Source organism: Streptomyces sp. B21-083 (genome assembly GCF_036898825.1).
In the GTDB taxonomy this organism is placed as follows: Bacteria; Actinomycetota; Actinomycetes; order Streptomycetales; family Streptomycetaceae; genus Streptomyces.
Genome location: NZ_JARUND010000002.1, coordinates 3,677,221 through 3,702,412, shown reverse-complemented (window position 1 = coordinate 3,702,412; position 25,192 = coordinate 3,677,221). Strand labels below are relative to the sequence as shown.

The 25,192-nt window shown below is 67.7% G+C and carries 29 protein-coding genes; 10 read left to right on the top strand and 19 right to left on the bottom strand.

Features of this window, described 5'->3' with window-relative positions; translation table 11 throughout:
• The 8 genes from QA861_RS40535 to QA861_RS40500 all read right to left on the bottom strand — a co-directional run bounded on the left by QA861_RS40535 (nucleotide 1) and on the right by QA861_RS40500 (nucleotide 5,339).
• Nucleotides 1-948, bottom strand: a complete 948-nt coding sequence (locus QA861_RS40535) for a bifunctional helix-turn-helix transcriptional regulator/GNAT family N-acetyltransferase (protein ID WP_334595004.1) — start codon at nucleotides 946-948, stop codon at nucleotides 1-3.
• A 235-nt stretch (nucleotides 949-1,183) separates the two neighbouring features.
• On the bottom strand, nucleotides 1,184-1,579 hold the full coding sequence (locus tag QA861_RS40530) for a nuclear transport factor 2 family protein (protein WP_334593866.1): 396 nt from the start codon (nucleotides 1,577-1,579) through the stop codon (nucleotides 1,184-1,186).
• A 97-nt stretch (nucleotides 1,580-1,676) separates the two neighbouring features.
• On the bottom strand, nucleotides 1,677-2,027 hold the full coding sequence (locus QA861_RS40525; RefSeq protein WP_334593865.1) for a VOC family protein: 351 nt from the start codon (nucleotides 2,025-2,027) through the stop codon (nucleotides 1,677-1,679).
• A gap of 88 nt (nucleotides 2,028-2,115) precedes the next feature.
• Nucleotides 2,116-2,487 (bottom strand): ArsR/SmtB family transcription factor, encoded by a 372-nt coding sequence (locus QA861_RS40520; RefSeq protein ID WP_334593863.1) that lies wholly within the window; start codon nucleotides 2,485-2,487, stop codon nucleotides 2,116-2,118.
• Complete coding sequence (locus QA861_RS40515) at nucleotides 2,484-2,939, bottom strand: SRPBCC domain-containing protein (protein WP_334593862.1); 456 nt, start codon at nucleotides 2,937-2,939, stop codon at nucleotides 2,484-2,486. Before QA861_RS40515 ends, QA861_RS40520 begins: the two co-directional genes overlap by 4 nt.
• Nucleotides 2,940-3,072: 133 nt before the next feature.
• Entirely contained in the window at nucleotides 3,073-4,194 is a 1,122-nt protein-coding gene (locus QA861_RS40510; RefSeq protein WP_334591177.1) for an IS630 family transposase, read from the bottom strand.
• A gap of 514 nt (nucleotides 4,195-4,708) precedes the next feature.
• Entirely contained in the window at nucleotides 4,709-4,936 is a 228-nt protein-coding gene (locus QA861_RS40505) for a DUF7848 domain-containing protein (protein ID WP_334593861.1), read from the bottom strand.
• 142 nt (nucleotides 4,937-5,078) lie between these two features.
• Nucleotides 5,079-5,339 (bottom strand): hypothetical protein, encoded by a 261-nt coding sequence (locus QA861_RS40500; protein ID WP_334593859.1) that lies wholly within the window; start codon nucleotides 5,337-5,339, stop codon nucleotides 5,079-5,081.
• Between the two features lie 225 nt (nucleotides 5,340-5,564).
• Between QA861_RS40500 and QA861_RS40495 the strand changes: the two genes are divergently transcribed.
• From QA861_RS40495 to QA861_RS47330, 3 genes are all read left to right on the top strand, one after another.
• On the top strand, nucleotides 5,565-7,070 hold the full coding sequence (locus QA861_RS40495) for an NsdA family TPR-like regulatory protein (protein ID WP_334593858.1): 1,506 nt from the start codon (nucleotides 5,565-5,567) through the stop codon (nucleotides 7,068-7,070).
• A gap of 29 nt (nucleotides 7,071-7,099) precedes the next feature.
• On the top strand, nucleotides 7,100-7,975 hold the full coding sequence (ribD, locus tag QA861_RS40490; RefSeq protein ID WP_334595003.1) for a bifunctional diaminohydroxyphosphoribosylaminopyrimidine deaminase/5-amino-6-(5-phosphoribosylamino)uracil reductase RibD: 876 nt from the start codon (nucleotides 7,100-7,102) through the stop codon (nucleotides 7,973-7,975).
• Between the two features lie 296 nt (nucleotides 7,976-8,271).
• The gene (locus QA861_RS47330; RefSeq protein ID WP_443041639.1) at nucleotides 8,272-8,526 is read left to right on the top strand and encodes a carbohydrate-binding protein; all 255 of its coding nucleotides are present in this window, start codon (nucleotides 8,272-8,274) and stop codon (nucleotides 8,524-8,526) included.
• 666 nt (nucleotides 8,527-9,192) lie between these two features.
• Here QA861_RS47330 and QA861_RS40485 read toward each other — a convergent pair.
• Complete coding sequence (locus QA861_RS40485; protein WP_334593856.1) at nucleotides 9,193-10,239, bottom strand: LacI family DNA-binding transcriptional regulator; 1,047 nt, start codon at nucleotides 10,237-10,239, stop codon at nucleotides 9,193-9,195.
• A 304-nt stretch (nucleotides 10,240-10,543) separates the two neighbouring features.
• On the opposite strand from QA861_RS40485, the gene QA861_RS40480 reads away from it, so the two are divergent.
• From QA861_RS40480 to QA861_RS40470, 3 genes are read left to right on the top strand one after another with little or no spacing between them, the layout of a single operon-like run.
• The gene (locus QA861_RS40480) at nucleotides 10,544-11,701 is read left to right on the top strand and encodes a Gfo/Idh/MocA family protein (RefSeq protein ID WP_334593855.1); all 1,158 of its coding nucleotides are present in this window, start codon (nucleotides 10,544-10,546) and stop codon (nucleotides 11,699-11,701) included.
• Nucleotides 11,698-12,855, top strand: a complete 1,158-nt coding sequence (locus tag QA861_RS40475) for a dihydrodipicolinate synthase family protein (protein ID WP_334593854.1) — start codon at nucleotides 11,698-11,700, stop codon at nucleotides 12,853-12,855. Before QA861_RS40480 ends, QA861_RS40475 begins: the two co-directional genes overlap by 4 nt.
• 50 nt (nucleotides 12,856-12,905) lie before the next feature.
• Nucleotides 12,906-13,703 (top strand): sugar phosphate isomerase/epimerase family protein, encoded by a 798-nt coding sequence (locus QA861_RS40470; protein ID WP_334595002.1) that lies wholly within the window; start codon nucleotides 12,906-12,908, stop codon nucleotides 13,701-13,703.
• A gap of 69 nt (nucleotides 13,704-13,772) precedes the next feature.
• Here QA861_RS40470 and QA861_RS40465 read toward each other — a convergent pair whose 3' ends face one another.
• The 8 genes from QA861_RS40465 to QA861_RS40430 form a co-directional block, all read right to left on the bottom strand.
• The gene (locus QA861_RS40465; RefSeq protein WP_334593852.1) at nucleotides 13,773-14,789 is read right to left on the bottom strand and encodes a hypothetical protein; all 1,017 of its coding nucleotides are present in this window, start codon (nucleotides 14,787-14,789) and stop codon (nucleotides 13,773-13,775) included.
• 34 nt (nucleotides 14,790-14,823) lie between these two features.
• Nucleotides 14,824-16,278 carry a cytochrome P450 gene (locus QA861_RS40460; protein ID WP_334593851.1) on the bottom strand — a complete coding sequence of 485 codons (1,455 nt, stop codon included), beginning with the start codon at nucleotides 16,276-16,278 and terminating at the stop codon, nucleotides 14,824-14,826.
• A gap of 8 nt (nucleotides 16,279-16,286) precedes the next feature.
• Nucleotides 16,287-16,982, bottom strand: coding sequence for a class I SAM-dependent methyltransferase (locus QA861_RS40455; RefSeq protein WP_334593850.1), 696 nt, complete (start codon nucleotides 16,980-16,982; stop codon nucleotides 16,287-16,289).
• 107 nt (nucleotides 16,983-17,089) lie between these two features.
• The gene (locus QA861_RS40450) at nucleotides 17,090-18,463 is read right to left on the bottom strand and encodes an NAD(P)/FAD-dependent oxidoreductase (protein ID WP_334593849.1); all 1,374 of its coding nucleotides are present in this window, start codon (nucleotides 18,461-18,463) and stop codon (nucleotides 17,090-17,092) included.
• Nucleotides 18,456-18,980, bottom strand: a complete 525-nt coding sequence (locus QA861_RS40445; protein WP_334593848.1) for a flavin reductase family protein — start codon at nucleotides 18,978-18,980, stop codon at nucleotides 18,456-18,458. The genes QA861_RS40450 and QA861_RS40445 overlap by 8 nt, the downstream gene beginning before the upstream one ends.
• Nucleotides 18,973-19,461 carry an SRPBCC family protein gene (locus QA861_RS40440; protein WP_334593847.1) on the bottom strand — a complete coding sequence of 163 codons (489 nt, stop codon included), beginning with the start codon at nucleotides 19,459-19,461 and terminating at the stop codon, nucleotides 18,973-18,975. The genes QA861_RS40445 and QA861_RS40440 overlap by 8 nt, the downstream gene beginning before the upstream one ends.
• A gap of 50 nt (nucleotides 19,462-19,511) precedes the next feature.
• Nucleotides 19,512-20,513 (bottom strand): bifunctional lysylphosphatidylglycerol flippase/synthetase MprF, encoded by a 1,002-nt coding sequence (locus QA861_RS40435; protein ID WP_334593846.1) that lies wholly within the window; start codon nucleotides 20,511-20,513, stop codon nucleotides 19,512-19,514.
• Nucleotides 20,497-20,961, bottom strand: coding sequence for a hypothetical protein (locus QA861_RS40430; protein ID WP_334595001.1), 465 nt, complete (start codon nucleotides 20,959-20,961; stop codon nucleotides 20,497-20,499). Before QA861_RS40430 ends, QA861_RS40435 begins: the two co-directional genes overlap by 17 nt.
• Nucleotides 20,962-21,164: 203 nt before the next feature.
• Between QA861_RS40430 and QA861_RS40425 the strand changes: the two genes are divergently transcribed.
• Both QA861_RS40425 and QA861_RS40420 read left to right on the top strand, forming a co-directional pair.
• Nucleotides 21,165-22,532 carry an AAA family ATPase gene (locus QA861_RS40425; protein WP_334593845.1) on the top strand — a complete coding sequence of 456 codons (1,368 nt, stop codon included), beginning with the start codon at nucleotides 21,165-21,167 and terminating at the stop codon, nucleotides 22,530-22,532.
• Entirely contained in the window at nucleotides 22,529-23,293 is a 765-nt protein-coding gene (locus tag QA861_RS40420) for an HNH endonuclease family protein (RefSeq protein ID WP_334593843.1), read from the top strand. The genes QA861_RS40425 and QA861_RS40420 overlap by 4 nt, the downstream gene beginning before the upstream one ends.
• Before the next feature lie 6 nt (nucleotides 23,294-23,299).
• Here QA861_RS40420 and QA861_RS40415 read toward each other — a convergent pair whose 3' ends face one another.
• A complete protein-coding gene (locus tag QA861_RS40415) occupies nucleotides 23,300-23,524 on the bottom strand; it encodes a DUF397 domain-containing protein (RefSeq protein ID WP_334593842.1) in 225 nt (74 codons plus the stop codon).
• Nucleotides 23,514-24,335: a helix-turn-helix domain-containing protein gene (locus tag QA861_RS40410; RefSeq protein ID WP_334593841.1), complete on the bottom strand. Its 822-nt coding sequence runs from the start codon at nucleotides 24,333-24,335 to the stop codon at nucleotides 23,514-23,516. The genes QA861_RS40415 and QA861_RS40410 overlap by 11 nt, the downstream gene beginning before the upstream one ends.
• Nucleotides 24,336-24,475: 140 nt before the next feature.
• On the opposite strand from QA861_RS40410, the gene QA861_RS40405 reads away from it, so the two are divergent.
• Together QA861_RS40405 and QA861_RS40400 are read left to right on the top strand one after the other, a co-directional pair.
• Nucleotides 24,476-24,697, top strand: coding sequence for a hypothetical protein (locus QA861_RS40405; protein WP_334593840.1), 222 nt, complete (start codon nucleotides 24,476-24,478; stop codon nucleotides 24,695-24,697).
• Nucleotides 24,694-25,023: a hypothetical protein gene (locus QA861_RS40400; RefSeq protein WP_334593839.1), complete on the top strand. Its 330-nt coding sequence runs from the start codon at nucleotides 24,694-24,696 to the stop codon at nucleotides 25,021-25,023. The genes QA861_RS40405 and QA861_RS40400 overlap by 4 nt, the downstream gene beginning before the upstream one ends.
• Nucleotides 25,024-25,192: the final 169 nt, after the last annotated feature.

The window sequence follows — 25,192 nt, the reverse complement described above, 5'->3', positions numbered from 1 at the left end:
CTATCCGTCACTCCACTTTTCAGTCGTGGCATGGAGATCAAGTCGCCAGTCCTGGCCGACCAGGTCCCTGCCGAAGGAGCGGTGGGGCTTCTCGGAGGCGAGGACGAATCCGTGCCGCTGGTAGATACGGCGGGCGGCGCCGAGCACCTCGTTGGTCCACAGGACGAGGTCGCGGTAGCCGACCTCGCGCGCGAACCCGACGACGGCGGCGACGAGCCGGTCACCGATGCCGAGCCTGCGCGCCTCCGGCTCGACGAGCAGCAGCCGCAGCCGGGCCGTCCCGGGCGCCTCGTCCCGTACGCACATCACGCACCCGACCGGCCGCCCGTCCAGCTCGGCGATCCACACCCGCTCCAGATGCGGGTCGTGATCCTCCGCGAAGTCGGCGACGATACGGGCGACCAGCCCCTCGTAGTCGGTGTTGAAGCCGTACTCGGCGGCGTAGAGCGCCGCGTTGCGCTGCACGATCCAGCCGAGGTCACCGGGGTCGGGCTCGCGCAGCAGGACGTCCTCGCGGCGCGGGGGCCGGCTGTCGGAGAGGAGCGAACGGACCGTGTGCAGGGCCTCCGCGAGGCGGGGCCGGTCGGCTGCGGGCACACCGGCGAGCAGCGAGGAGATGGCCTCCGTGGACCGCTCGTTCAACAGCCCGGCGGTCTCCCGCCCGGCCCCGGTGAGCGTGACCCGCCGCCGCCGGGGATCCCGCTCGGAGGGCGCCCGCTCGATCAGCCCGTCCTGCTCGAACTTGTTGAGGATACGGCTCAAGTACCCGGCATCCAGGCTGAGTTCCGCACGGAGATCGGCGGCGTCGGTACGGGCGGAGTGGGCCAGCTCGTAGAGGACACGGGCCTCGGTGAGGGTGTAGGGGGCGTAGAGGTGGGTGCTGTAGTCGAGGGCGCCGATGGCGTTCGTGTAGAAGCGGTTGAAGGAACGGATGTCCTGGACGGTCATAGCCACCTCGCGGATGCCTTGCACGCAGGGACAGTTGACTCAGTCAGAGGTATCGCCGCCACGAGCGTAGAACGCGGGCGAGGTGTTCCTCAAGGCCCGCGTTTCTCAAGGCGAGGTGTTCCTCAGGGAGGTCAGTGTTGCGGCAGGCGTCTCCCCGCCGGGCGTCGCGTCCTTCCTCGACGGCGACGGCGACGACGGCGGTGATGGCGACCAGTCCGACCAGGACGGAACGGTCTCAGGCCCAGAACTCGTTGCTGCGGTCGATGTCCTCGACGCACTCGTCGAGGTCGGTGATCTTGTCGCCGATGATCCGGAACACGATGCCGCCGGACTCGTCGATCCGCCGGCCCTGGCGCTCGGCGGTGAAACGGTGCACCACGACCGCATGTCCCCGGCCGTCGACGAGGACGGTCAGCGGCGCGACCCGCACGGTCCCGTCCGTCTCCTCGACGAGCCGCCGGTACAAGTCGATGATCGCGTCCTGTCCTTTGAAGTCCCCGGACAGGGTGTGGCTACCGGGGACGTGGTGCGTGGCGTCCGCCGCCAGCAGCGTGCGCATGGTGTCCATGTCACCGCGCGAGAAGGCGTCGTAGCCCTTGCGTACGAGGGCTGCGTGCGGGTGCTCAGTCATGCTGATCGCCACCTTTCGGGGGTACGGGCGATGTCCGACCGACGGGGCCCATTGTCCTCGGGTCCGAGGCGGAACGCAGGTCGGAGGACCTCCGGTCTCAGGCGTCCTTCTTCCACTCGATGATCTGGAGGAGGTTTCCGTCGGGGTCGGCGAACGTGCCGAACTTGCCCTTCGCCCGGTCCTCGACCGACACCCACTCCACGCCGGCCGCGTTCAGCTGGGCCTCCATGGCGTCGAAGTCGTCGACGTGGAAGTTGATGATCGTGCGACCCGGTTCGTTGTTCTTCGCCTGGACGTCGTCGCGCCCGTCGACGACCAGCAGGAAGCCGCCCAGGTCGATCGCACCCTCGCCGGTGAACTCCGGCGCCAGCGCCTTGATGTACCAGGCCCGCAGCTCGGCGGGACGGGTCGTGCCGAGCAGCATGCTTCCGGGCTTCAGTGTCGTCATGATGCCGAATCTCCTTCGTCGTGTGGTCACAGGTGCACAGGTGCTTAGGTCGCGGCGGAGGGTTGTCGCCATGCCGTGCGTCCCGGTGCTACGTGGAATCGCGATCCCCTCTCTCGGCTGCCTCGGCTGCCTCGGCGACGCGCTTGACGGCCGCCAGCCTGCGGTCCCAGTCGGCCGCGAGCGCGGACATCCACTGCGTGGTGGCGTCCAGGCCGGCGGACCGCAGCGAGTACCTCACCTCGCGTCCGACCCGGCTGCCGACGACGAGTCCGGCGGCGTCCAGGACGGCGAGGTGCTTGACGATGGCCTGCCGGGAGACGGGGAGCCGCTCGGCGAGAGTCGTCGCGGTGGCCTCACCCCGCACGGCGAGGAGGTCGAGGAGTCGGCGACGGGTGGGGTCGGCGAGCGCGGCGAGAACGCCGCCGACCTCCTCGGCCGTGCCGTCGGGTTCCGCGCTCACACAGCCGACTCTTCGACGCGCTTCTTCGCCGTGTCAAGGACCTGCGGCCAGCCGTGGGAAAGGTCCTGGATCGTCCTGACGCGCACCTCCTCGGACACTGCCAGCGCGGCGAAGCCGCTCTCGACCACGGTGAGGCGGGTCTTGTCGCCCTCGGCGGACAACGTGAACTCCACGAGGGTGCTGTTGCTCTCGGTCAGCTCCTCGCCGGGGGTGGCGGGAGCCCAGCGGTACGCGACGTACGACTGCGGCTCGACCTTCACCACGAGCACCGGGAAGTCACCGTGCTCCGGGTTCCTGGCGACTGTCGACTCGCCCTCGACGGCAGTGGTGCCCTTGACGCTCTCCGGGTCGGCCACCCAGAAGCCGGGTGCGGACACCAGTGACCAGACGCGCTCGACCGAGGCGTCGATCAGGGTGTCGCGCTCGATGCTGTCTTTCCTGTCTTCGCTCATGAGGAAACTCCTTCAGGTGCCGACATTCAGTGCAACCGAATAGTTGCACGTCGACCGATCGTCGTGCAACCCATTCGTTGCACGAGGGTCGGGTGCGCAGTCCGGCGAAGCCGAGGTCACCGACGACGCCCGGCTAGTATCCTGCGCCAGAGATCCGTCGGCAGAGGCGGGCGAGGGAGTCGAGGATTTCTTCGGCGGTCTTGGTCCAGATGAACGGCTTTGGGTCTTCGTTCCAGTCCTTGACCCAGGCGCGGATGTCGGCTTCGAGGGCCTGGATGTTCTTGTGTGCGCCGCGGCGGATCATCTGGTGGGCGAGGTAGCCGAACCACCGCTCGACCTGGTTGATCCAGGAGGATCCCGTCGGGGTGAAGTGCAGCTCGAACCGCGGGTGTTTAGCCAGCCATGCCTTGATTGCCGGAGTCTTGTGGGTGCCGTAGTTGTCCACGATCAAGTGGATCTGCAAGTGTGCGGGCACCTCCTTGTCGATGCGGATCAGGAACTTCTTGAACTCCACGGCCCGGTGCCGACGGTGCAGGGACGTGATGACTTCACCGGTGGCGACATTGAAGGCGGCGAACAAGGTGGTGAGGCCGTTGCGGACGTAGTCGTGGGTGCGCCGCTCGGGCATGCCCGGCATTATCGGCAGAACGGGCTGGGAGCGGTCCAGGGCCTGGATCTGCGACTTCTCGTCCACCGAGAGCACCACCGCGCCCTCGGGCGGGTTGAAATAGAGGCCGACGACGTCGTAGACCTTCTCGATGAACAACGGGTCCGTCGACAGCTTGAAGGTGTCGGCCAGGTGCGGCTTGAGCTGGAACTGCCGCCAGATCCGGCCGACCGTGGACTTCGACAGACCACTGTGTTGCGCCATCGATTTCCTGGACCAGTGGGTGGCGTTCTTCGGCAGTTGTTCCAGCGTGGTGACCACGACCTCTTCCACCTGATCGACGCTGATGGTGGGCGGCCGGCCCGGCCTCGGCTCATCGCCCAGACCGTCCAGCCGCTCGGCAAGGAAGCGTCGCCGCCATTTGCGGACCGTGTCCGCGGTCACCCGCAGATCCCGGGCGACCGCGACAATCGGCGGCACTTCCGGCCCCGCGCACGCCAGCACAATCCGCGCCCGCAGGGCCAGCGCCTGGGCAGATGTCGCCCGACGCATCCACCGCTCCAACACCGCCCGCTCGTCATCAGACAGCAGCAACGGTTCAAGCTTTGGGCCACGACGAGGAACTGACGCACCAGTAGCAGAAGTCATGCAACTTCTAACGATCAACTACTGGCGCAGGACACTAGTGGCTCGCAGGCGCTCGGCGAGCTTGTCGTAGCGGCGGTGGTGATCTCCGAGGAGCGTCCAGGATGCGGGCTGCCGCCCACTTGTGCCCGAAGGGGCGAGCCCGGCACCGCTCGACGAACCGGCGGCGCCCTACGCCGGACCACGCGGACCACGGTGCGTTGCGGCGAGTCACGCGGCCTACCTCGCCTGCGGGGAGGCGGCGCCCGTGGTGCCCTCCTTCGGTCGCGACACGTGGGCGACGAGGAAGAGCAGTACGCCACAGGCGGCGACCAGGATCCAGCCCGGGCGCGACGCCTGTGCGAGCCCCGTCGGGCCGGCGGCCGTGACCAGGCCGCCGGCGAGGGCGGAGCCGAGTTGCTTTGCGCATGGCCGCGACGATCGATTACGACTCCCCGATTCCGCCGCACCAGCAGATTGCGGCGGAGGCAGTCCAACGAGCTGAGCCGTGATTCTCGCCGTCGCTCAGCGGATCTGGTCACTCGGCCCGGGTCACGCGGGCATGATCGGTGACGACCCGGCGGAAGAGGTCATGTCCGGTACGGCCGGTGTGGCGCAGACACCAGTCCTGCGCCGTGTCCTGCGCTTCCTGGGGGCCCGACGTCTCATCACAGCCGGACGTGGTGCAGAAGGCTTCGAAGGTGACTCCGCCTTCCGGCTCGTGCCGGATGGTGTGAGGGACGAAGCGCATGACGCTGCGGGTCATGACGCCCCCTGTTCTGCCGGTTGTTCATCGTGGTTCGGGTGACGACGAAGCAGGACGACGCAGTCAGTTACCTTGCTCTTGTCCCCGGCATCTCTCGCCGTCCGCTTGACCTTCTCCAGGCGGGCGCACTCCGCGCACTCGCTCATGCCCGCCTCCGGTCGCTGCGCGCGTTGGTTTCTTTCACTTCAGCGGACAAGGCTTCGGCGTTCGTCAGTGGCTCGACGCCTCCCAAGTCGGCTTCCCACTCCTTGCCTCCGCCGACCGGTCGCAGCATGGCGTACGGGCCACCCTTGCCCATGTACCGGCCGATCCTGCCCTTGCCATCTCGAACGAGCCTGCCAATGCGGGGTAGTTCGCTGATCCTCGTTCCTTCGTCAATCTCTTGCCGCGTACTGTCTGCCATGGCTGCCTGCCTCTCAGGTGGTCCATGCCCCCGGGCCGTTCGCGCGGTCGCGGGGGTCCGTGCTGTCCGGCGCGCAAGACGTGCCGTCTGAAAAGGTTCAATCGCACAGGGCAGTTGAGGGAACAGCGAACGGGGAACCCCGCAAGCCCATTTGGGGAACCCCGCTGGAGCGCCAGGACTACCCTGGGACGAGATCACTTCCGTCCCGGCAAGGTGATGGCGCTCATGGACGATCGCGAGACACGGCGCAGCGGCTACCCGTTGACAATCCCTGACGCGCTGCTCCAGAGCGATGCCATGGGCGGAGCCTGCGCGACCCGAGATTTTCAGGAGATCTTTCGTCTCGTCAACAGGCGCACGGGCTCCAGTTACGCAGTGATGGCTGCCGCCGTCGGCAAGATGACGAGTTCACGTGTGAGTGATGTAATCCGTGGTGTACGGAGAATTCGCGGGCAGGAAGTGATCGAACGCGTAGCTGACGGGTTCGGCATCCCCGGCGAAATGCTCGGGTTACCCCAACGACCGTGGGAGGGTTACCCGGCGAACGTCCATCTTCCTCAATCGCCGACGTACGCCGGCACAAGTCGAGAGGCAGTGGACACAGCATCTCTTTTGCCGCAGGACGACGAAGAAACTCTTACTGCCGCTCATTTCGATGTGCTTCTGGTCTCGGTATGGATTGGGGGGAGGAAACAGATCGTGCCCATCAGCCGGCGAACCCTGATTACTGGTGCGATTGGCGCTGCCCTGCAAGCAACAGACCTAGCGCAACTTCCTGTACCCGTTAACGAATTCAATCCAGTCCCCGCATCGTTTCCGAAGCTCGACGCGAGCCGCATCGAAGCAGCTATAGAGCACCTCCGGGACATGTGGCATTCCCTTGTCCGGGCTGACAATCTTTTCGGCCCCCGGCACGCTCTCACGTCAGTGCGCCAACAGCTATCCATCCTCGAATCGCTTCTGGAATACGCCAGAGGTGTGCAGCGCTCCGAGTTACTGAGACTTGCCGCCCAGTACGCTGAGTCCGCTGCATGGTTGCATGAAGACTCGGCAGATATGTCGAACGCCACAAAGTGGACCAGTCGAGCCATGGAATGGGCAACCGAGTCCGGCGATCAAGCCATGGTGACGTGGACACTTTTCCGCAAGAGTCAACAAGCCACTACGAAGAAGAATGCGGCACAAGCTATTAGCCTTGCTCAGGCTGCCCAACGAAATAGCTCCGCCCTTACGTGGCCTATGCGAGCGGCTGCCATGCAGCAGGAAGCACACGGCTACGCATTGGACGCAGAAGAGGTTTCCTGTCATACCCGTCTGGATGATGCCCACGACTTTGCAGCCTCGCCGGATACGAAGGGAGACGCTCGCACCGGGCACGGAGATTTCTGTACTGCAAGCTATATTGAAATTCAGCGCGCTAATTGCTGGCTCACCCTCGGGCGGCCCGATCTGGCCGTACCGCTTTTTGTAGCTGCGCTCGACGAACTTCCCGACGCCTACCAGCGTGACAGAGGTCTCGCACAAGCGCGCCTGGCACTTGCATACGCGGGAATGCGAGAGTACGACTCGGCAGCAGCACAAGCCTCTTCAGCATTGCGCATCGCACGCAGTTCCGGTTCATTGCGTACGATGCACGAGACGGTGTCCGCAGTTAACGCACTCGGGGAAGTTCATACGTCACACGCAGTGTCTCAACTGTTTGACGCCATTCAAGAAGAGGGGAATTTCTGAAAGTGGCGAATGTGTACGAGGTGGCGGCCATGCGTCGCGCAATCGCAATTTCGGCTCAGGGATTGGGGTCGACCAGCCCGAACCCGCCTGTTGGCTGTGTCATTCTCGACAGCGAGCAACGAACGGTCGGCGAAGGCTATCACGTACGCAAAGGTGAATCGCACGCGGAAGTCAATGCACTCACAGCCGCCGGGAAACTGGCAGAGGGCGGAACGGCCGTCGTCACACTGGAACCATGTAATCATTATGGCCGCACACCACCATGCCGCGAAGCTTTGATCGCTGCGAAGGTAGCGAGAGTACTCATTGCTGTAATGGACCCAACGTCTCGCGGTGAAGGCGGGGCAGCGCTCCTACGGAGAGCCGGAGTGGAAGTCGAACAGGAATTTCTGAGAGGTGAGGCACTTCTAGTTCTAGGCACTTGGAAAGCCTCCCTGAATGATGGTCGCCCATTCATTACGTGGATCTATGAAGCGGGCGCAGAAGGGAAACCCAACCCTAATTCTGCACAAGGTGTCATATTTGAAGAAGTGGATTCACTCCGGGGGTCGTACGATCTCGTGATCGGCCAAGAAGGTTGTATTGAAGAGGGAGTTCCAGGGGGGCATGGCAACGACGCTTTCCATCTTCCGAATGGAGCGCTGGGTAACGATGTCGATGAAATGGTTAAAGTGCTCAATGCCACAGGAGCGCGGTCGATTTTGCTATCCGGTGCAGCAGGTCAATTTTCTCGAATTGCTTCAGCAGGAATGATTGATCAAGTAATCTCCTACCTGCCACGAACATCACCTTCGTGGTCACCCGGGAAGAATGCTGGCAGGGTTACCGCAATTCCGGATGGATTTCGATTGGTCGAGGTTGCCCGGACGGCATCCAATGTCCGCCTAACGGGACGCAGAACCTAGTTAAGGCGAAAGTGAGAAAGCCTCGGCAGGGAATCCGCCGGGCTGGATTCGACTCACCCCGAGCAACCAATTCACGTCGACTCAAGGCAAGTGGTCCGCGACGTTGGCCGTGCGGCCACATGGCACGCACCACGGGTTGGCGTACAGGAACGCCTTACGGACCCGCTGCCACCCCGTGGTGTAGACGGCACCACCACGGGACGCACGGCCCTAGTTCGCCTCCCGCTCATGTGCAGGACAGCGCCGACCAGTAGTGAGCTCGGGGCAGCCGGGGACAGAGCAGGGGCCTACGCGGCATGGGGGATCACCTCCGATGGGGTGGGAAAGCCGGCCGTGGGAAGATTCACGCGGGTCGGCAGCGAGCCGGTCCGGTGAAAGGGCGTCATCACATGGCAGCGGGATTTTCGGAATGGAAAGTCAACCGGCAGTACTCAGTGAATGACCGTGCCGCCTACTTGGGCAAGCAGTATCGCTGCTTGGTGACACACAAATCGAATTCTGCATGCAATCCGAAGGCGGCTGTCACGATGTGGCAAAAGTACACGGCCTAGCCGCTATATCACCTGCCTCGGTGCGAGCCATGAAAGGCCCGTATCGGGGCAGTGCCATACGCGGGCTGAATGGATTCAAACCGCCGCTACCGCCCGGTTTCAGCACAGGGACCACCCACACCTACTCGGGGCAGAGTGCACGCTTACACCGCACCCGTATGGGCCGAGTCGGGGTCCGTACGGGGGCGGTGCCCAGTGGACGGGTTATCCACAACCGGCGGGCTATCCACCAAGATCCACGCCGAAGCTGATTCCAAGGGCTGCCGCCGATATACGCCGAAGCTGATTCCAAGGGTTGCCGCCGAGACGTCGTCGGCCTCGCGCTGCCGCTCGGGACTGGTGGTCTCGTCCGTCATCACGGACAGCCGGACACACCGCACACCCCGCAGGGTCTCGGTGTAGACCGTGCCCGCGAGGGGGTTCCGAGGTGTAGCGGCCATGTCCCGTGTGGGGACCGAGACATTCCCGTGAGGGCGGGCATGCGGGGTGGTGAGGCTGTTCACCTGTGATCACTCCAGAGTGGTACGTCTGGAGTATCCGGACCGGTGTTTGGGGACAAGGCCCGTTCAGGGCCGGAGCGGGGGTGTGGGGGCGCAGCCCCCAGGAACGGGATGGGACGGGTAAGGCGGCGGGGGTGAGACCCCCCCAACCCCCAACCCCCACCCCCTACCCCCGAGGCACCCCCGAAGACCCCCGAACCATCAGCTCCCCCCGCACCGTCGCGATCCCCCCGGGCGGCGGCTCCTCGCGCCCCATGGCGATCCGTCCCGCCCGGGCCCCAGCCTCCGACAACGGCAACCGCACCGTCGTCAGCGAAGGCACCGCGTCCACACTGAACGGCAGATCGTCGAACCCGGCGACGGACACGTCGTCCGGAATCCGCCGCCCCGACTCCCGCAGCGCCGCGCACGCACCGATCGCGACGGAGTCGTTCGCCGCGACCACGGCCGTCAGCGACCGGTCCCGGCGCAGCAGCTCCAGCGTGGCCTCGTACCCCGACCGGCGGTCGTACCGCCCGTAGACGGTCCACCGGGGATCCTCGTCGATCCCGTGGATCTCCAGCGCCGCCCTGTGTCCCTCCAGCCGGTGCCTGGTCGTCGTCCGTTCCTCAGGGCCCGCGATGTACCCCAGCCGCCGGTGCCCGAGCCCGATCAGGTGCTCGGTCAGCTCCTGGCCGCCCCCGCGGTTGTCGAAGGTCAGCGCGATCGCCGAGGTGTCCGGCGCCGGCGGGCGCCCGCACAGCACCACCCTCGTGCCCGCCTCCGCGAGTCGCCGCAGCTTGGCCGAGACGGCCGCGAGGTGCGGCGGGTTCTCCACCGCGCCGCCGGTCAGTACGACCGCCGCCGCGCGCTGCCTCTGTAGCAGGGTGAGGTACGTCAGCTCGCGCTCGGGAGAGCCGCCCGTGTTGCACACGACCGCCAGCCGTTCGCCCCCCGCGCGCCCGCCCGGGCCCGAGACCTCCGACTGGATCGCACTCGCCATGATCCCGAAGAAGGGGTCAGCGATGTCGTTGACGAGAATCCCGACCAGGTCGGAGGTGGCCGCGGCGAGCGCGCTCGCGGGGCCGTTGAGCACGTAGTCCAGGTCGTCCACGGCACGCAGCACCCGTTCGCGGGTTGTCGCGGCCACGGGATAGTTCCCGTTCAGTACGCGCGACACCGTCGCGGGCGAGACCTGCGCGCGGGCCGCCACGTCCGCCAGGGTCACCGTCATCTCGTCGTCCTCCGGTCGCGCATCGTGTCGTCCATCGCGTTGCTGTAAGTTGTCGTACTTTGCGTCTTCAGGTCCATACCGATGCCGACCCTATGACCTTCGGCCCCCGCTGTTCGCCCCCTCGAACAATTCGGCGTCTCTGTGCTCTTGTCCAGACCGCTGCACAGAGGCTAGCTTCTCCCTAGATAGAAAGCGCTTGCTGTAACGCTTGCCAGTAGGGCTGCCGAGGGCTGCTCTCCCACCGGGCGTACGCGGCGCGTACACCGCGTACCCCGCCCCCTGTGGCACCTATGAAGGGAAAGACGTGACACGCAAGACGGTGCGTATCGCCATGAACGGCGTGACCGGGCGCATGGGCTACCGCCAGCACCTGGTCCGCTCGATCCTCGCCCTGCGCGAGCAGGGCGGCCTCGACCTCGGTGACGGTACCGTGCTGTGGCCGGAACCGATCCTGGTCGGCCGCCGTGAGCACGCGCTGAAGGCGCTCGCCGAACAGCACGGCCTGGACCCGCGAAACGTCTCCACGAACGTCGACGAGGTCCTCGCCGACCCGACCGTCGACATCTACTTCGACGCGCAGGTCACCTCCGCCCGCGAGGAGTCGATCAGGAAGGCCATCGCGGCCGGCAAGCACATCTATACGGAGAAGCCCACCGCGACCGGCCTCGACGGCGCCCTGGAGCTGGCCCGCCTCGCGAACGCGGCCGGTGTCCGCCACGGCGTCGTCCAGGACAAGCTGTTCCTCCCGGGCCTGCTGAAGCTCAAGCGCCTCATCGACGGCGGTTTCTTCGGCCGCATCCTCTCCATCCGGGGCGAGTTCGGCTACTGGGTCTTCGAGGGCGACTGGCAGAGCGCCCAGCGTCCGAGCTGGAACTACCGAACCGAGGACGGCGGCGGCATCGTTGTCGACATGTTCCCGCACTGGGAGTACGTGCTCCACGAGCTGTTCGGCCGGGTGAAGACCGTCCAGGCCCTCACCGCCACCCACATCCCGCAGCGCTGGGACGAGAACGGCAAGCCGTACGACGCCACCGCCGACGACGCCGCCTACGGCATCTTCGAGCTGGAGGGCGGCGCCATCGCCCAGTTCAACTCGTCCTGGACGGTACGGGTCAACCGCGACGAACTGGTGGAGTTCCAGGTCGACGGCACCGAGGGCTCGGCGGTCGCCGGTCTGCGCAACTGCCGCGTGCAGCACCGTAGTTCGACGCCGAAGCCGGTCTGGAACCCGGACATCCCGGCGACCTACTCCTTCCGCGACCAGTGGCAGGAGATCCCGGACAACACCGAGTTCGACAACGGCTTCAAGGCCCAGTGGGAGCTGTTCCTGAAGCACGTCTACGCCGACGCGCCCTACCAGTGGGACCTGCTGGCCGGCGCCCGCGGCGTGCAGCTCGCCGAACTGGGCCTGAAGTCCTCGGCGGAGGGTGTCCGTCTCGACGTACCGGAGATCTCGCTGTGACCATCCAACTCCCGGACGCTACGGGGTTGTCGAGGGCCTACGAGCCTCGCGCGACCCCCTTCGCAGTCGCCCCCGGAACCCCCTTCACCTCCCGTACGGTCTACTCGGCGGCCCACGTCGTCGCCGACCCGTACGCGGACGTGTCGCCCGACTCCCCGGCGGTCGTCGACTGGGACGCGACCCTCGCCTTCCGCCGCCACCTGTGGTCCCACGGTCTCGGCGTGGCGGAGGCCATGGACACCGCCCAGCGCGGCATGGGCCTGGACTGGGCCGGCGCGGCGGAACTGATCCGCCGGTCGGCCGCCGAGGCCAAGTCGGTCGGCGGCCTCATCGCCTGCGGGGTCGGCACCGACCAACTCGCCACCCCCGGCGCCTCCTTGGCGGACATCCGCAAGGCGTACGAGGAGCAGCTCGCCCTCGTCGAGGAAGCGGGCGCCAAGACGATCCTGATGGCGTCCCGCGCCCTGGCCGCGGCTGCGCAGGGCCCCGAGGACTACCTCGACATCTACGGCCATCTGCTGCGCCAGTCCGCCGAGCCGGTGATCCTGCACTGGCTCGGCCCGATGTTCGACCCGGCGCTGGAGGGCTACTGGGGGTCGAGCGACCTCGACGCGGCCACCGACACCTTCCTCGACGTCATCGCCGCCCACCCAGACAAGGTCGACGGCATCAAGGTGTCCCTCCTCGACGCCCAGCGCGAGATCGACATCCGGCGCCGCCTCCCGCAGGGCGTGCGCTGCTACACGGGCGACGACTTCAACTACCCCGAGCTGATCGCGGGCGACGAGCAGGGCTTCAGTCACGCCCTCCTCGGCATCTTCGACCCGCTGGGCCCGCTGGCCGCGCAGGCGGTACGCGTCCTCGACACCGGGAACACGGCCGGCTTCCGTGAACTCCTCGACCCCACGGTCGAGTTGTCCCGCCATCTCTTCCAGACGCCCACCCGCTTCTACAAGACGGGCGTGGTGTTCCTGGCCTGGCTGGCCGGTCACCAGTCGCACTTCACCATGGTCGGCGGGCTGCAGTCGGCCCGCTCCCTCCCGCACTTCGCCCGCGCCTACCGACTCGCCGACGGACTGGGCCTGTTCCCGGACCCGAAGCTCGCGGAGGAACGGATGAAGAACCTGCTGTCCCTGTACGGAGTGGCCCAGTGAGCCCATCGACCAGCGGCACCGCCGATCTCTCGCGCTTCAGCATCAACCAGATGACGGTCAAGCAGCTCAGCCTGCCCGAACTGGTCGACGCCTGCCTGGAGCTGGGCGTCCCCGGGGTCGGCCTCTGGCGCGCGCCGGTCCAGGAGTACGGCGTCGAGGCGACGGCGAAACTGCTCCGCGACGCGGGCCTCGCCGTCACCACCCTCTGCCGGGGCGGCTTCTTCACCGCGATCGACCCGGCGGAGCGCGCGGAGGCCCTGGCCGACAACCGCCGGGCGATCGACGAGGCGGCCACGCTCGGCACGGACACCCTCGTCCTGGTGTCGGGCGGCCTGCCGGCCGGTTCGACGGACCTCCGCGGCGCCCGGGAGCGCATCGCCGACGCGCTCACCGAGCTGGGCCCGTACGCCGAGAAGCACGGTGTACGGCTGGCCATCGAGCCGCTCCACCCCATGTACGCGTCCGACCGCTGTGTGGTCTCGACGCTCACCCAGGCCCTCGACCTGGCGGAGCGGTTCCCCGCGCACCAGGTCGGCGTCGCGGTGGACACGTACCACATCTGGTGGGACGACAACGCGCCCGCGCAGATCGCCCGCGCCGGCGCCGGCGGCCGTATCCACACCTTCCAACTCGCCGACTGGACCACCCCGTTGCCGGAAGGTGTCCTCAACGGCCGCGGTCAGATCGGTGACGGTTCGATCGACATGCGGGAATGGCGGGGATACGTCGAGGCCGCCGGTTACACCGGTCCCATCGAGGTCGAGCTGTTCAACGACACGCTCTGGGCCCGGGACGGGCGCGAGCTGCTCGCGGAGACCGCGGCGCGGTTCGTGGAGCACGCGGCGTAACGGCACAAACCGTCCGCACCCGGTGGAGCACCGGGTGCGGACGGCTCGGCCACATCGGGCCCGAAGCCCTCACGCCCGGATCTCGATGCCGTGCGAGCGGTCGTCGGTGAGGATCTCCATCAGCGCGCGGTGCCCGGTGCGCAGCCGGTCGACCTTGCCGGTGACCTTGTTGTGGACCTCCAGCTCACAGCTGGTGATCTTGGTGTTGAGGCAGTGCTTGATGCCGCCGGGCGGGTTGTAGTAGTTGAGCCCGACGAACTGTTCCCGCGCCGCCAGGAACCGCCCGTTGACGGTCACGGCGCTGTCGCCGGAGCTGAAGTCCCAGTGGAAGTAGCCGAATTGGGCTTTCGCGGTCAACGCCCGTCGCATCGAGACGAATTGGTACTCGCGGTCGTCGTGGCGCAGGACGAGGAAGGTCGCCATCGGGGTCCGCACCGGACCGATCTTCGCGCGGGCGGTGACGATCTCCAGGAAGCTGTCCGGGGCGTCGTCGAACCCGGCGACCTGGCCGAAGGCGTAGTAATCCGTGTGCTGGCTGCCCCAGTTGTGGTTCTGGCTGCCCGTCCAGCCGTCCACCTCGACCGTCTCGCCCTCGACCGTGAGGGAACCGTCGAACCGCGCCAGCGGCATCCCGACCAGGCTCTTGGCCTTGGGGAAGCCACCCGCGTACATCTTCGGCGGCAGCAGGAACAGCGGGGGTTCGGTGCCCTCGTAGGTCAGGTTCCAGCCGACGCTGCCGTTCGGGCCCGTCGCCTCGCCCTTGAGCCGGCCCGGTTCCAGGATCCGGTCGCCGACCCGCGCGCCGAACTCTCCGCGCCGGAAGTCACACTCGGCGATCGGATACTCCTCCTTGGCGACGACGTGCCGGCCCGTCACCCCGTCGAAGTACACCGCCCACAGCTCACCGATGGCCGCCTCCGGCATCCCGGCCGGGCTGAAGACGGTGTACCGGATCCAATAGGCGCGCGGCTCCGTGGGATGGTTTCCACGCTGGTAGAAGCTCTCGTAGTGGCCCTCGGGCCGGGCCGGATCGTACTGGACCGTGTTGAGCGGCAGGGTGTGCGGATCGTCCTGGCGCGTCACCATCAGAGGCTCCAAATCCGTTGCGGTGGGCGGAAGTTCACTGCTGGGTGCGGTGGCGTGGGCGGCGGTCGTGGAGGGTCATCACCATGCCGTGCCGGGGGCGCAGGGTGATCGTGGCGTGGTCGACGACCCGGTGGGACGGGAGATGCCGGAACTCGTAGCGCTGCAGCAGCGCGGCGAGCAGCAGGTGCGCCTCCATGAGCGCGAAGTGCTTGCCGATGCACAGGTGCGGCCCCGCGCCGAAGGGCAGATAGGCGAACCGGTGCCGTTTCCCCGGCGTCCTGCCCTCCCCGCTGTCGAAGCGGCCGGGATCGAAGCGTTCCGCGTCCGGCCAGTGGGCCGGATGGCGGTGGATGTTGTGCAGGTTGACCAGGACACGTGAACCGGACGGCACCCGGTACCCGCCCAACTCGGTGTCCTTCAGGGTCAGTCGGGGCACGATCGGCGCCGACGGATACATCCGCAGCGACTCCTCGAAGACCTGGAGCGTGTACGGCATGGCGCTCAGGTCCTCGACGGTGGGCAGGCGTCCGCCGAGGGCGCCGTCGACCTCGCGCTGCACCGCCGACAGCGCGTCACGGTGGCGGGAGAGGAGGTAGAAGGTCCAGCTGAGGGTGACGGCGGTCGTCTCGTGCCCGGCGGCGAACGTGGTGATCACCTCGTCGCGCAGCCGGCGGTCGTCCATGCCCAGGCCGGTCTCCTCGTCCCGGGCGTCGAGCAGCATGTCCAGCAGATCGCCGCGCCGGACGCCCCCGCCTGTCGTCTCCGCCGCGGCCTCGGCCCGGCGCTCGCGGATGATGCGGTGGATCAGGGCGTCGATGCCGTCGATGACCTCACGGAACCGCCGGTTGCGCGGGGTGGGCCAGTGGGTGGGCGGGCTGAAGGGGTTCTGGAGCCGGTCGAAGGCGAAGTTGATCGCCACCTCCACGGCGTCCGGGCCGAGTTCGCCGAGTCCCTCGGTGATGTCGGTGCTGAACATGCACCGGCTGACGATGTCGAGCGTCACCCGCATCAGCTCGGTGTGCAGGTCGACGGCGTCACCGGTGCGGTAGGTGGCCGCCATGTGCGTCAGCTGGTCCTCGACCGAGCCGGCCATCGTACGGAACATCGAGGTGAGGGCCTGTTTGCTGTAGATCGGCTGCATCATGCGCCGGTTGGTCAGCCAGCTCTCGTGGTCGTCGCCGGTCAGCAGCCCCTCGCCGAGCACCAGGCGCAGCGGGTTGTCGGGGCCGAGCTTGCCGTAGACCGCGCTGTCGGTCAGCACCTCGCCGGCCAGCTCCGGGCTGGACACACCGTGGACGGACACCGGGCCGAGCCGGTAGCGGACGAGGTCGCCGCCTTCCCGCCAGCCGACCCGCATCGCGGCGAGGATGTCCCGCCGGAAAGCCGGCACACTGCCGAGGACCGGCAGTCCGGCCACCTCGGGAGCGTCCGGGGCGCGCGCCTGGAGGCCCGCCCGGCCGCCCGCCTGGTCGCCCACCCGACTGCTCACCCGGCCGCTCATTTGCTGCCGAGGGCGCAGACCCAGCCGAGGGAGCGGCGGGGCTCGGCGACGAACCGGGTGTCCTTGAACCCGGCGACGTCGAGCATCGCCACGAGTTCGGCGCCGGACAGGATGCGCAGCCCGTCCCGCTCGGACCGCTCGGTGAAGCGCCGCCCGAAGAGCAGTTGGGGGAGCGTCGGTACGGCCGACGCCTCCCGGCTCATCTCCAGGGTGACGGCCAACCGCCCACCTGGTTTGAGGACTCGGTACGCCTCGGCGAGTCCGCGCAGCGGATCCGGCCAGAAGTAGAACGTCTCGATGGCACTGACCCGGTCGAACGCCCCGTCCTCATACGGCAGTTGACCGATGTCCCCCTGCCGGATCGCCACCCGGCCCCGGCCCACGGCGGCGGCATTGCGCCGTACGGCCTGCCGGACCATGGTGGGCGAGTGGTCGAGCCCCGCGACGAAGCCCAACTCGGCGCGCCGCGCCAGCAGTTCGACGGCCATGCCGCTGCCGCAGCCGAGGTCGAGCACATGGTGGGTACGGTGGACGTCGAGATGCTCCGCCGACCACTGGGTGAGCCCCCGATGCTGCACGGTCATCAGATGCCCGACCAGAGCACCCGGCGCACCTGCCGGGCGCCGGAAGTTGTCCTGCAACAGCCGGTAGGGACCTCTGGTCATGATGTCGGTGCTCTTCATGGCGGGCATGGGCCTTCCCCCTCATTCTCGGTTTCCACCAGGTCTTACGATCTCCCGCTCCGGCGTCCCTCGCGTGGATTTGCGCGGACTTGGGCGCGAGTGTCACCGTCCACCGCTCACGCCGTACTCCGTACCCGGCGGTCCAGGCGGTCGAGATGGCGGCGCAACACCGTCCGCCCCACCCCGCCGAACGGCAGCCGTGGCGCGGCCGACCGGTGCCAGGGCAGCGACGCCGGACTCCCGTCGACCCCGCCTCCCACCAACTGCCGGGCCACATGAGCCCCGTGAGCGACGGACATGGCCAGCCCGTGACCGCAGCAGCCCCCGATGAACCACATCCCCGGGGCCCCGGCGAGCGGGCCCACGACGGGCAGATCATCGAGGGTCACGCCGATGCGCCCGGTCCAGTGGTGGGTGACGCGGGTGTCGGCGAGGAGTGGGTGCAGGGCCCGCAGCCGCTCCGCCAGCCACCGCCAGGTCGCCAGACGGGCCCTGTCGCCGCGCCGGGCGGAGGCAGCGTTTCGCGGCCCCGGCAGCGAGGCCCGGCCGCCGCCCAGCACCAGCCGCCCGTCCGGCGTCAGCCGGAAGTACGGGGCCAGCCGCGCCGCGTCCACCAGCGCCGCCCCCGACGCCTCCCCGAGTACCTCGCGCGCCGCCCGCTTCAACGGCTCGGTGGCGATGGCGTGCACCTCCAGCGGGGCCACCGTTCCCACCGGGAGGCCGAGGGCGCCGGCCCCGCCGTTGACCGCGAACACCCCGGCGCCCGTACGGAGTTCACCGCGCGGAAAGAGCAGCCGGGTGCCGCCCGTGCCGGTGCCGATCGCGTCGTGGCCGACGACCGGTGAACGCCCGTACAGACGGGTCCCCTCGGCCTGGCAGGCCCGGGCGAGGGTGGCAGTGAGCAGGGCGGGGTCCAGGGTGGCCGCGTGCCGGTGGAGGAGCCCCGCCTGGCAGGGCACGTCGACGCGCTCGCGCACCCCGGCCGCCGACAGCGACGGTACGTCCAGGCCGAGGGCGCGGTAGGCCGCAGCCTGTCCCGACAACCGGGCCAGTCCCTCCGGTGAGCGGGCCACGACCAGCTGCTCGCCGGTGCGCACGGGCACGTCCAGGACGCGGCACAGCTCCAGGGCGCCGGCCACCGCGTCCTCGCTGGCCCGGTGCATTCGGCGTGCCGTGTCCGGGCCGTGGCGGTGGATCGCGCGGTCGACGGGCGGACCTGCCCGGGGCCCGAGGAGACCGGTGCCGTGGCCGCTGGCACCGGCGGCGGGGTGGCCCGCGTCCACGACGACGACATCGGCGCCGGGTGCGTACCGCAGCAGATGGTAGGCGGCGGAGAGGCCCGCCAGACCAGCGCCTACGATCGTGAAGTCGGCGCTCACCAGCCCTCGTACGGACGGGAGTCGGTGATCCTCGGGCCGCCTGCCCCGCCATGGCGGAGCCAGCGCCACGGATACGTCGAAGAGGTCGCCGGGGGAGTGCCGCTCACCCATGGACCGCCCCGCCTCCCTGTCCGTGGAAGGCGCGGTCGTACCAGAGCAGTGGATGCCCGTTGCCGGTGTGGGCGGCGAGGACCTCGCCGACGACCAAGTGGTGGTCGCCGTACGCCCGTACGTCCGTCACCGCGCACACGGACCAGGCGAGGGCGTCGGTGCGGACGGGCACACCGTGGACGTACTCCGCCTGCTCCTCGCCGAAACGCTCGGCGGCGGTGGCGAGGGGGTCGGCGCAGCGCTCGGCCCAGGGGCGGTGCCGTTCGCCGAGGATGTGAAGGGCGAAGGAGCCGTGGTGGCGGAGCGCGGCGAGGGTGCGGGAGCCGTTGGCCAGGCAGAGCGAGATCAGCGCCGGGGACGCGGAGACGGCCGCCGCCGAGGAGACCGTCGCGCAGACCGGCGATCCGGTGGCTCCCCGGGTGGTCACGACGCACACGCCGGACGCCAACTTGGCGTACAGATCGAGGCATTGGGCGACACCGGGCCGCGTCGCCAGGGACGACCCGGGGTCAGCCATGCCGGGAGACGGTGAGGTCCATGGGGGCCATGAGGGTCACCCGGCCCATGAGCCCTTCGAGGATGCGCAGGATGTTGTCCCGCAGGGTGCTCTCGGCGACGGGGTCGAGAAGCTCCGCCAGGGAGGGGATCCCGAGGTCGAAATCGGACCGGAAGGTGACCACCGTGACCACGGTTCCCTCCTCCTCCCGCTCCTCGCACACCCAGGAGCCGCGGAAGACCTCGAAGTCACCCTTGAGCTGTTCGAACTCCACGGTCAGCGTCTCCGGGACGAACCGGTCGAGTTCGCTCCACCGCATCAGTCCGTTGCGGAAGACGACGGTCCAGTCCGACCGGACCGACCCGTCGGCCTCCGGCGGATGCACCACGACCTCGTTCACCTTGTCGGTCAGCTCGGGATACCGGCGGAAGTCGCAGATCAGCTCATACGCCCGACGGGCCGTGCGCTCCTCGGCGACCACCTGGACGATTACCTCACGCATGGGTCACTCCCTTTATGTCGTGTACCGCGGACATCGGGTACCGAGATGATTCAGAAGGCGTTGGTCTCCCGCCCGAGCCGCCACAGAGCGCCAGGCCGTACCCGTCCCTGAAAGGCGATGTACTCGGGCAGCACGACATGCGGCGCCCATTTCTCCTTGTAGTCGAGCTGCGCGGCGGCGGGATAGACACGCTCACCGTGCTCCCCGAGGAAACGCACGACCCGGGCCACCGTTCCACTGGCGCCCGGAACTTCAAGGGCCGGATCGAGCCCGACGAAGGGGGTGAATCCGAAGTGCAGCCATTGATCACGGCATTCACCGGTGATCCGCTCGATCGCGGTCGAGTTGAGGAGTTCCATGGTGCCGGGCGGGGCGTCGGCGCGACGCCGACTGAGATCGTGCAGCCAGCCCGGACGGCTGCCGAAGGCGGGGGAGTAGCAGATGTAGCCCACGATGCGCCCGTCGACGGTGCCGGTGAACACACGCTGATGTTTCTGCTCGGGCCCGTCCCGCTCCCCGACGAGAAACCGAAGCTCTTTTGTTCCCTTCCCTTTCCCACGCAGCCATTCGGCGTCGATGAGATCGAGCTCGCCTGAAACATTCGGAGCGCCCGAAGCATCCGAAGGGTTGGACGGGCCGACCTCGGTGACCTCCACCCCGGCCCGCCGGGCCCGGGAGATCTTGTTGCGCAGCCGCACGAACGGCGACCCGCGCAGAGTGAACCGCGCCAGATCGACGGCGTACGAAGCCCCCATCTGGTTCACGGTGAACCCGCGAGACGCGTACAACCGCGCGTCATCGGCCTGTAGTTGTACGGCGATGACGCGCCGCCGCCCGCTCGCCGCCCGGTCGAGAAAGGCGTCCAGCAGCCCGGCACGGTCGCCGGGGGCGGCGAACGGGCCACCGAGCTGGAGGAGATGCCGCCCCGCGGGCCGAAAAGCACAGACGCCGTCGTGACGCCCGTCGAGAAAGAACTCGTTTCCACTGTTGAGGGCGAGAAAGGCACTGGGATTGTCGGCGAATGACGACACCAGATCAAACGCGGAGGGCATCGCGCCCCTTCCCGTCGTAGGCCCGCTGGAATGTCTCGAATTCCGGGTGGGTGCCGGGTTCGAAAGGCACGCCGAAGGGTTTCAGGGAGTTCCCGAAAAGGGCCCGGTCGCCCAGAAGGTGAATCGGCAGCGCGAGCAACGCCCATTCGAGCCCGACCAGCCAGCTCCACAGTCCCGCGAAGACGGCCCAGGTGACCAGTGAGTGCATGAGGTTGTAGGCGACGTAGTAACCGCGCCCGATGAGTCCCGCAGGGCTCCGCCGATAGGCGATGGCGCCCGGAATGTACCCGATGAGATCGATGACGAGGAAAAGGGAGACGAAGAGCCACCAGCGGATCTCGGAAAGATGCGTCAGAGCGGCAACACCGGAAACGACAAGAGCGACCGACCATTCGAGTCGGACGAGCCGGGACGTGGTTCTGGTGTCGAAGAGATTCCTGGCATCCATAAAAGCCCCCGTACACCCGGAGTGGGACATTCTCACCTGTCTTACGGTCCGGGGGCGGGTCGTCCCTCGGGAAGAAATCGAATCGAGGGCCGCAGACGGAGGGGAACCATGCGGATCCCTCCCACCCGTAGGATCGATCAGGCTGCTCGTGTCCCGTGCCGCCAGCACCGATCAGAAGACCCGAACGAACGGACATCGACCCCATGTACGTCAGCCGGATCTCCGTACAGGACATCAAGTCCTTTCACGGGCCCCGTCAGGTCGATCTGACGCTGACGCGTCCCGACGGCAGCCATGCCGGCTGGACGGTTCTCGCCGGCCGTAACGGATCTGGGAAGACCACTCTGCTGCGAGCCATGGCGCTTGCGCTCAGCGGGCCCGTGGTGGCTCGCAGTCTGGTGCCGGGGTTCGAGAACTGGGTCGCGCAGGGGGCCACATCGGGAGTGGTCAAAGTCGAACTCACCCGGAACCCGAAATACGACCGTTTCTCACAGGGCCGCCCACCTGGTGGCTCCTTCATGGCAGGGCTCGCATGGAGAGTGCCACCCAAGGGCGCACAACCGGTACTGGATGAAGTCAGCCACACCAGGGCCCGGACCAGCATCGCTCGCCGGGGTCCCTGGCTGGACAACCCGGAGGGCTGGTTCTGCGCGGCCTATGGGCCGTTCCGGCGGATGGCCGGAGGCTCCGGCGAAGTGCAGCGGCTGATGCTGGCGTCCGGGCCGGTAGCTCGGCAGGCGAGCCTCTTCCATGAAGACGCGTCACTTTCCGAGGGCGTCGCCTGGCTGATCGAACAGCATCTGCGGGCGCTCGAAGGCAGAGCCGGCGCCGCTGGGCTGAAGGCGTTCGCGCTGGCGCTTCTCCGGGACGGGCTGCTGCCGGACGGCTACAGGATCATCGACGTCGACTCCGAGGGCCTGTGGGTCGAGCGTGACGGCAGCCGCTTTCCGCTGCGAGAGATGAGCGACGGATTCCGCACCGTGGCGGCCTTGGTGGTGGACATCCTGAAACAACTCCACGACGCGTTCGGTGACGGCCTCTGGGAGGACGGAAGGGAGTCGATCGCGCTCGTGGTGCCCGGCGTCGTCATCATCGACGAGATCGACGCCCACCTCCACGTCTCCTGGCAGCGCCGAATCGGCCCGTGGCTGACCGGCCACTTCCCTCACATCCAGTTCATCGTCACCACGCACAGCCCGTACATCTGTCAAGCCGCCGACCCCGGCGGACTGATCAGGCTGCCCGGCGTGGACGAGGGACGACCTCCAGAAGTCGTCGACCAGGATCTTTATGAGCGTGTGGTGTACGGCAGCGGCGACGACGCCGTCCTCTCCGACCTGTTCGGCCTCGACACCCCGTACTCGGAGCGGGCCGAGCAAGTCCGGGCGGAGTTCGTGGAGTTGGAGGCGCAGATCTACGCGGGCGGCGCCGGGCACGAGTCACTGGCCCGCTACCAGAAACTGAAGAGCCTGCTCACCAGTTCACCGACGGCCCGCCTCGACGAGATGACCGCCCATCTGCAACGGCTCGCGGAGAAGATCGCGGACGGGGAGGAGGGCGAGGCCGGGTGATCCGGCTTCGACGTGTAGCCCTGCCGCCGGACATCGTGGTCCGGCTGGGGGAGTACACCGACGAGATCCGGCAGCAGCCCACGGAAGCGGATCGCAGGGACAAGGCGAAGAATCTCTGGGCGGGCGGCACTGCCCGCCGCCAGGTCCGTCCGTCGCTCGTCACAGGCCTGGCGGAAATGGCGCACGGCCATCAGCGCTGCATGTACTGCGGTGACAGCCAGGGAACGGACGTCGACCACTTCGAGCCGAAGAGCCGGGCTCCGCTGCGCACCTTCGACTGGCTCAACCATCTGTACGCGTGCTCGTTCTGCAACAGCTTCGAGAAAGGGAACCGTTTCCCGACCGCCCCCGACGGCTCTCCGCTCCTCGTCGATCCGACGGCCGAGGACCCATTGGATCACCTCCGCCTGGTACTCCCGCTCGGCGAGTACCAGGGTCTGACCGAGCGGGGCTGGTCCTGTATCGACGTGTTCGGCCTCAACCGCAGACCGGTCCTGATCAAGGGACGCAGGGACGCGTACACGACAGCCAAGCACTCGATCACGCTCTGGCGCCTTGCCAGGGACATGGGGCAGAACGACCTGACGCGGGAGATCGTCCAGGTCGCATGGAACCGCCCTCTCGCCGATGTGCTCGTATCGATGTTCCATCAATCCGAACACCCGGCAGCCGAAGCGCTGTTCGTGGGAGAGGAGGACATCCTTGCCCTCCTCCGCGACCCTGAACTGCGTGCGGGATTCCTGCACTCGGGCCGAAAGTGACGGGCCTCAGACGGCGGCGCCGCCATCCTTGACCGCCCCGACGAACGCCGCCCAGCCACGCACCGAGAACACCAACGCCGGACCGGCGACGGCCTTGCTGTCACGGACGGGCACACCGGCGTGGCCACGGGCGACCTCAAGGCACTCGCCCTGACTACCGCCGCTGTAGCTGGACTTGAACCAGCCGGCGAGGGCGGACGAGTCGGGGACGGTGTGCTCACTACTGACCATGTGCGTGTTCCTCCGCTACGGCCTTGACGAGGGCCAGTGACTCCTGATGCGACAGTGCGTCGCTCAGCGCTAGAGCGTAGGCGGTCTGGCTGGCGGCCACCAGCGCCAAGTCGTCCATCAAGTGGCCGGTGAGGAGGCCCTCGACGTAGGCGACCGGGGGCGCGTCCTCGAAGTCCATGAGGGTGAGCAGACTCTCCATGAGCGAGTGGGCCCCCGCACTGTAGGGCAGGACGTGCAGCCGCAGTCGCCCCGCTTCGGCCAAGTCCGCGATCTTGTGCAGTTGCTCGGCCATGACCTGCGGACCGCCGACGCGGCGCCGCAGCACAGCCTCGTCCAACATCGTCCAGATGACCGGCCTCAACGGCCCGTCGAGCATTCGGGAACGCTTTGTTCGAATGACAACGGCCTCGTCAAGTTCCTCCGCTGTGTAGTTCGGCCGGTACGCGCGGAACAGGGCACGTGCGTAGGCGTCGGTCTGGAGTACACCTGGCACCAGCGAAAGCGCGAACTGCTGGATCAGTGTGGCCTGTTGCTCCAGCTCGGCCACGACCGCGAAGTAGTCGTTGTACTCAGACTCCAGATCCTCCAGCCACCGCTCGAAGAATCCGTCCGTCCGCAGCGCCCGGTCGATCCGCCGGGCGTCATCCGGCTTCGGGAGCCGCCTCCCCGCCTCGTAGTGGCTGATCAGCGTGGGCGAACACATCAGTTGGTCGGCCAGTCCCTCCTGCGTGAGCGAGGCCGCCGTCCGCCGCAGCCGCAGTTCCTCCCCGTACTTCTCCCGTGCCGTACGAGGCCTTCGTTGCTCGTTCAAGCGGCCAACTCCCTTTCCTGACGTACCCGATGTCAACCCGCAGGTACTGGAAGCGTAGCTACCACCGACCCCACTCTGTGAGGAGATCGCAACAGAATGAAGTCGCCCCAGGTGAGCGGGATAGCAGAAAGCAGATCGACGTGACCGACCTCATCACCCGGCTCCTGGAGCCGCTCCTGAGTCTCGTTCTCCCCGCCCGAGGGAGGCGACGCCGGTGCTCGTACACGTATCCGTATCCGTATCCGTACTCGTGCGACTACGTCGGCGGCCCGACCACTCACCGTACGGGCGAGCGCCCGCTGAGAGGCGAGGACAGCCCGCTCGTCCGCCCCTACCTGGTCGCGCACGAGGTGAGCGCATGAACGACGGACGACCGTACGACCCTTTGGTCGGGCGCCTGCTGCCCTGGACGGGCGCGGAGGGCAACCCCTGCTATGTCGTGGGCGACGGCACGGGGTACGTCTCCCGCCGCGCCGACCAGATCGAGTGCGTCCAGCTCGGCATGGCGGGCGACCTGCTCGGCCATGCCACCGAACTTCTTGAGGAGCGGAGTGCCACCAGCGGTGAACTGCGCTACCTCGCCAACCGGCTCACCGAGGCACTACGGGACGTGAAGCGTGTCGCGGACAGCCGGGGGGCGAGGCTCATGCTGACCGGCTCGACGCCGGACTCCGACGGGGCGTTGTAGCAGCTGAGGAATTTCTCGGATTCCCGTACAACCCTCCCCCCACGTTGCCGGTCGTACGTGTCATCAGGGCTTCTGGAGGGGGATCCGGGGGGATCGCGGGGGTTCTGACTGTTGGAGGGGAAGCCGAGGGGCCCGGTCGACGGACCGGGCCCCTCGATGCCGAATCAAC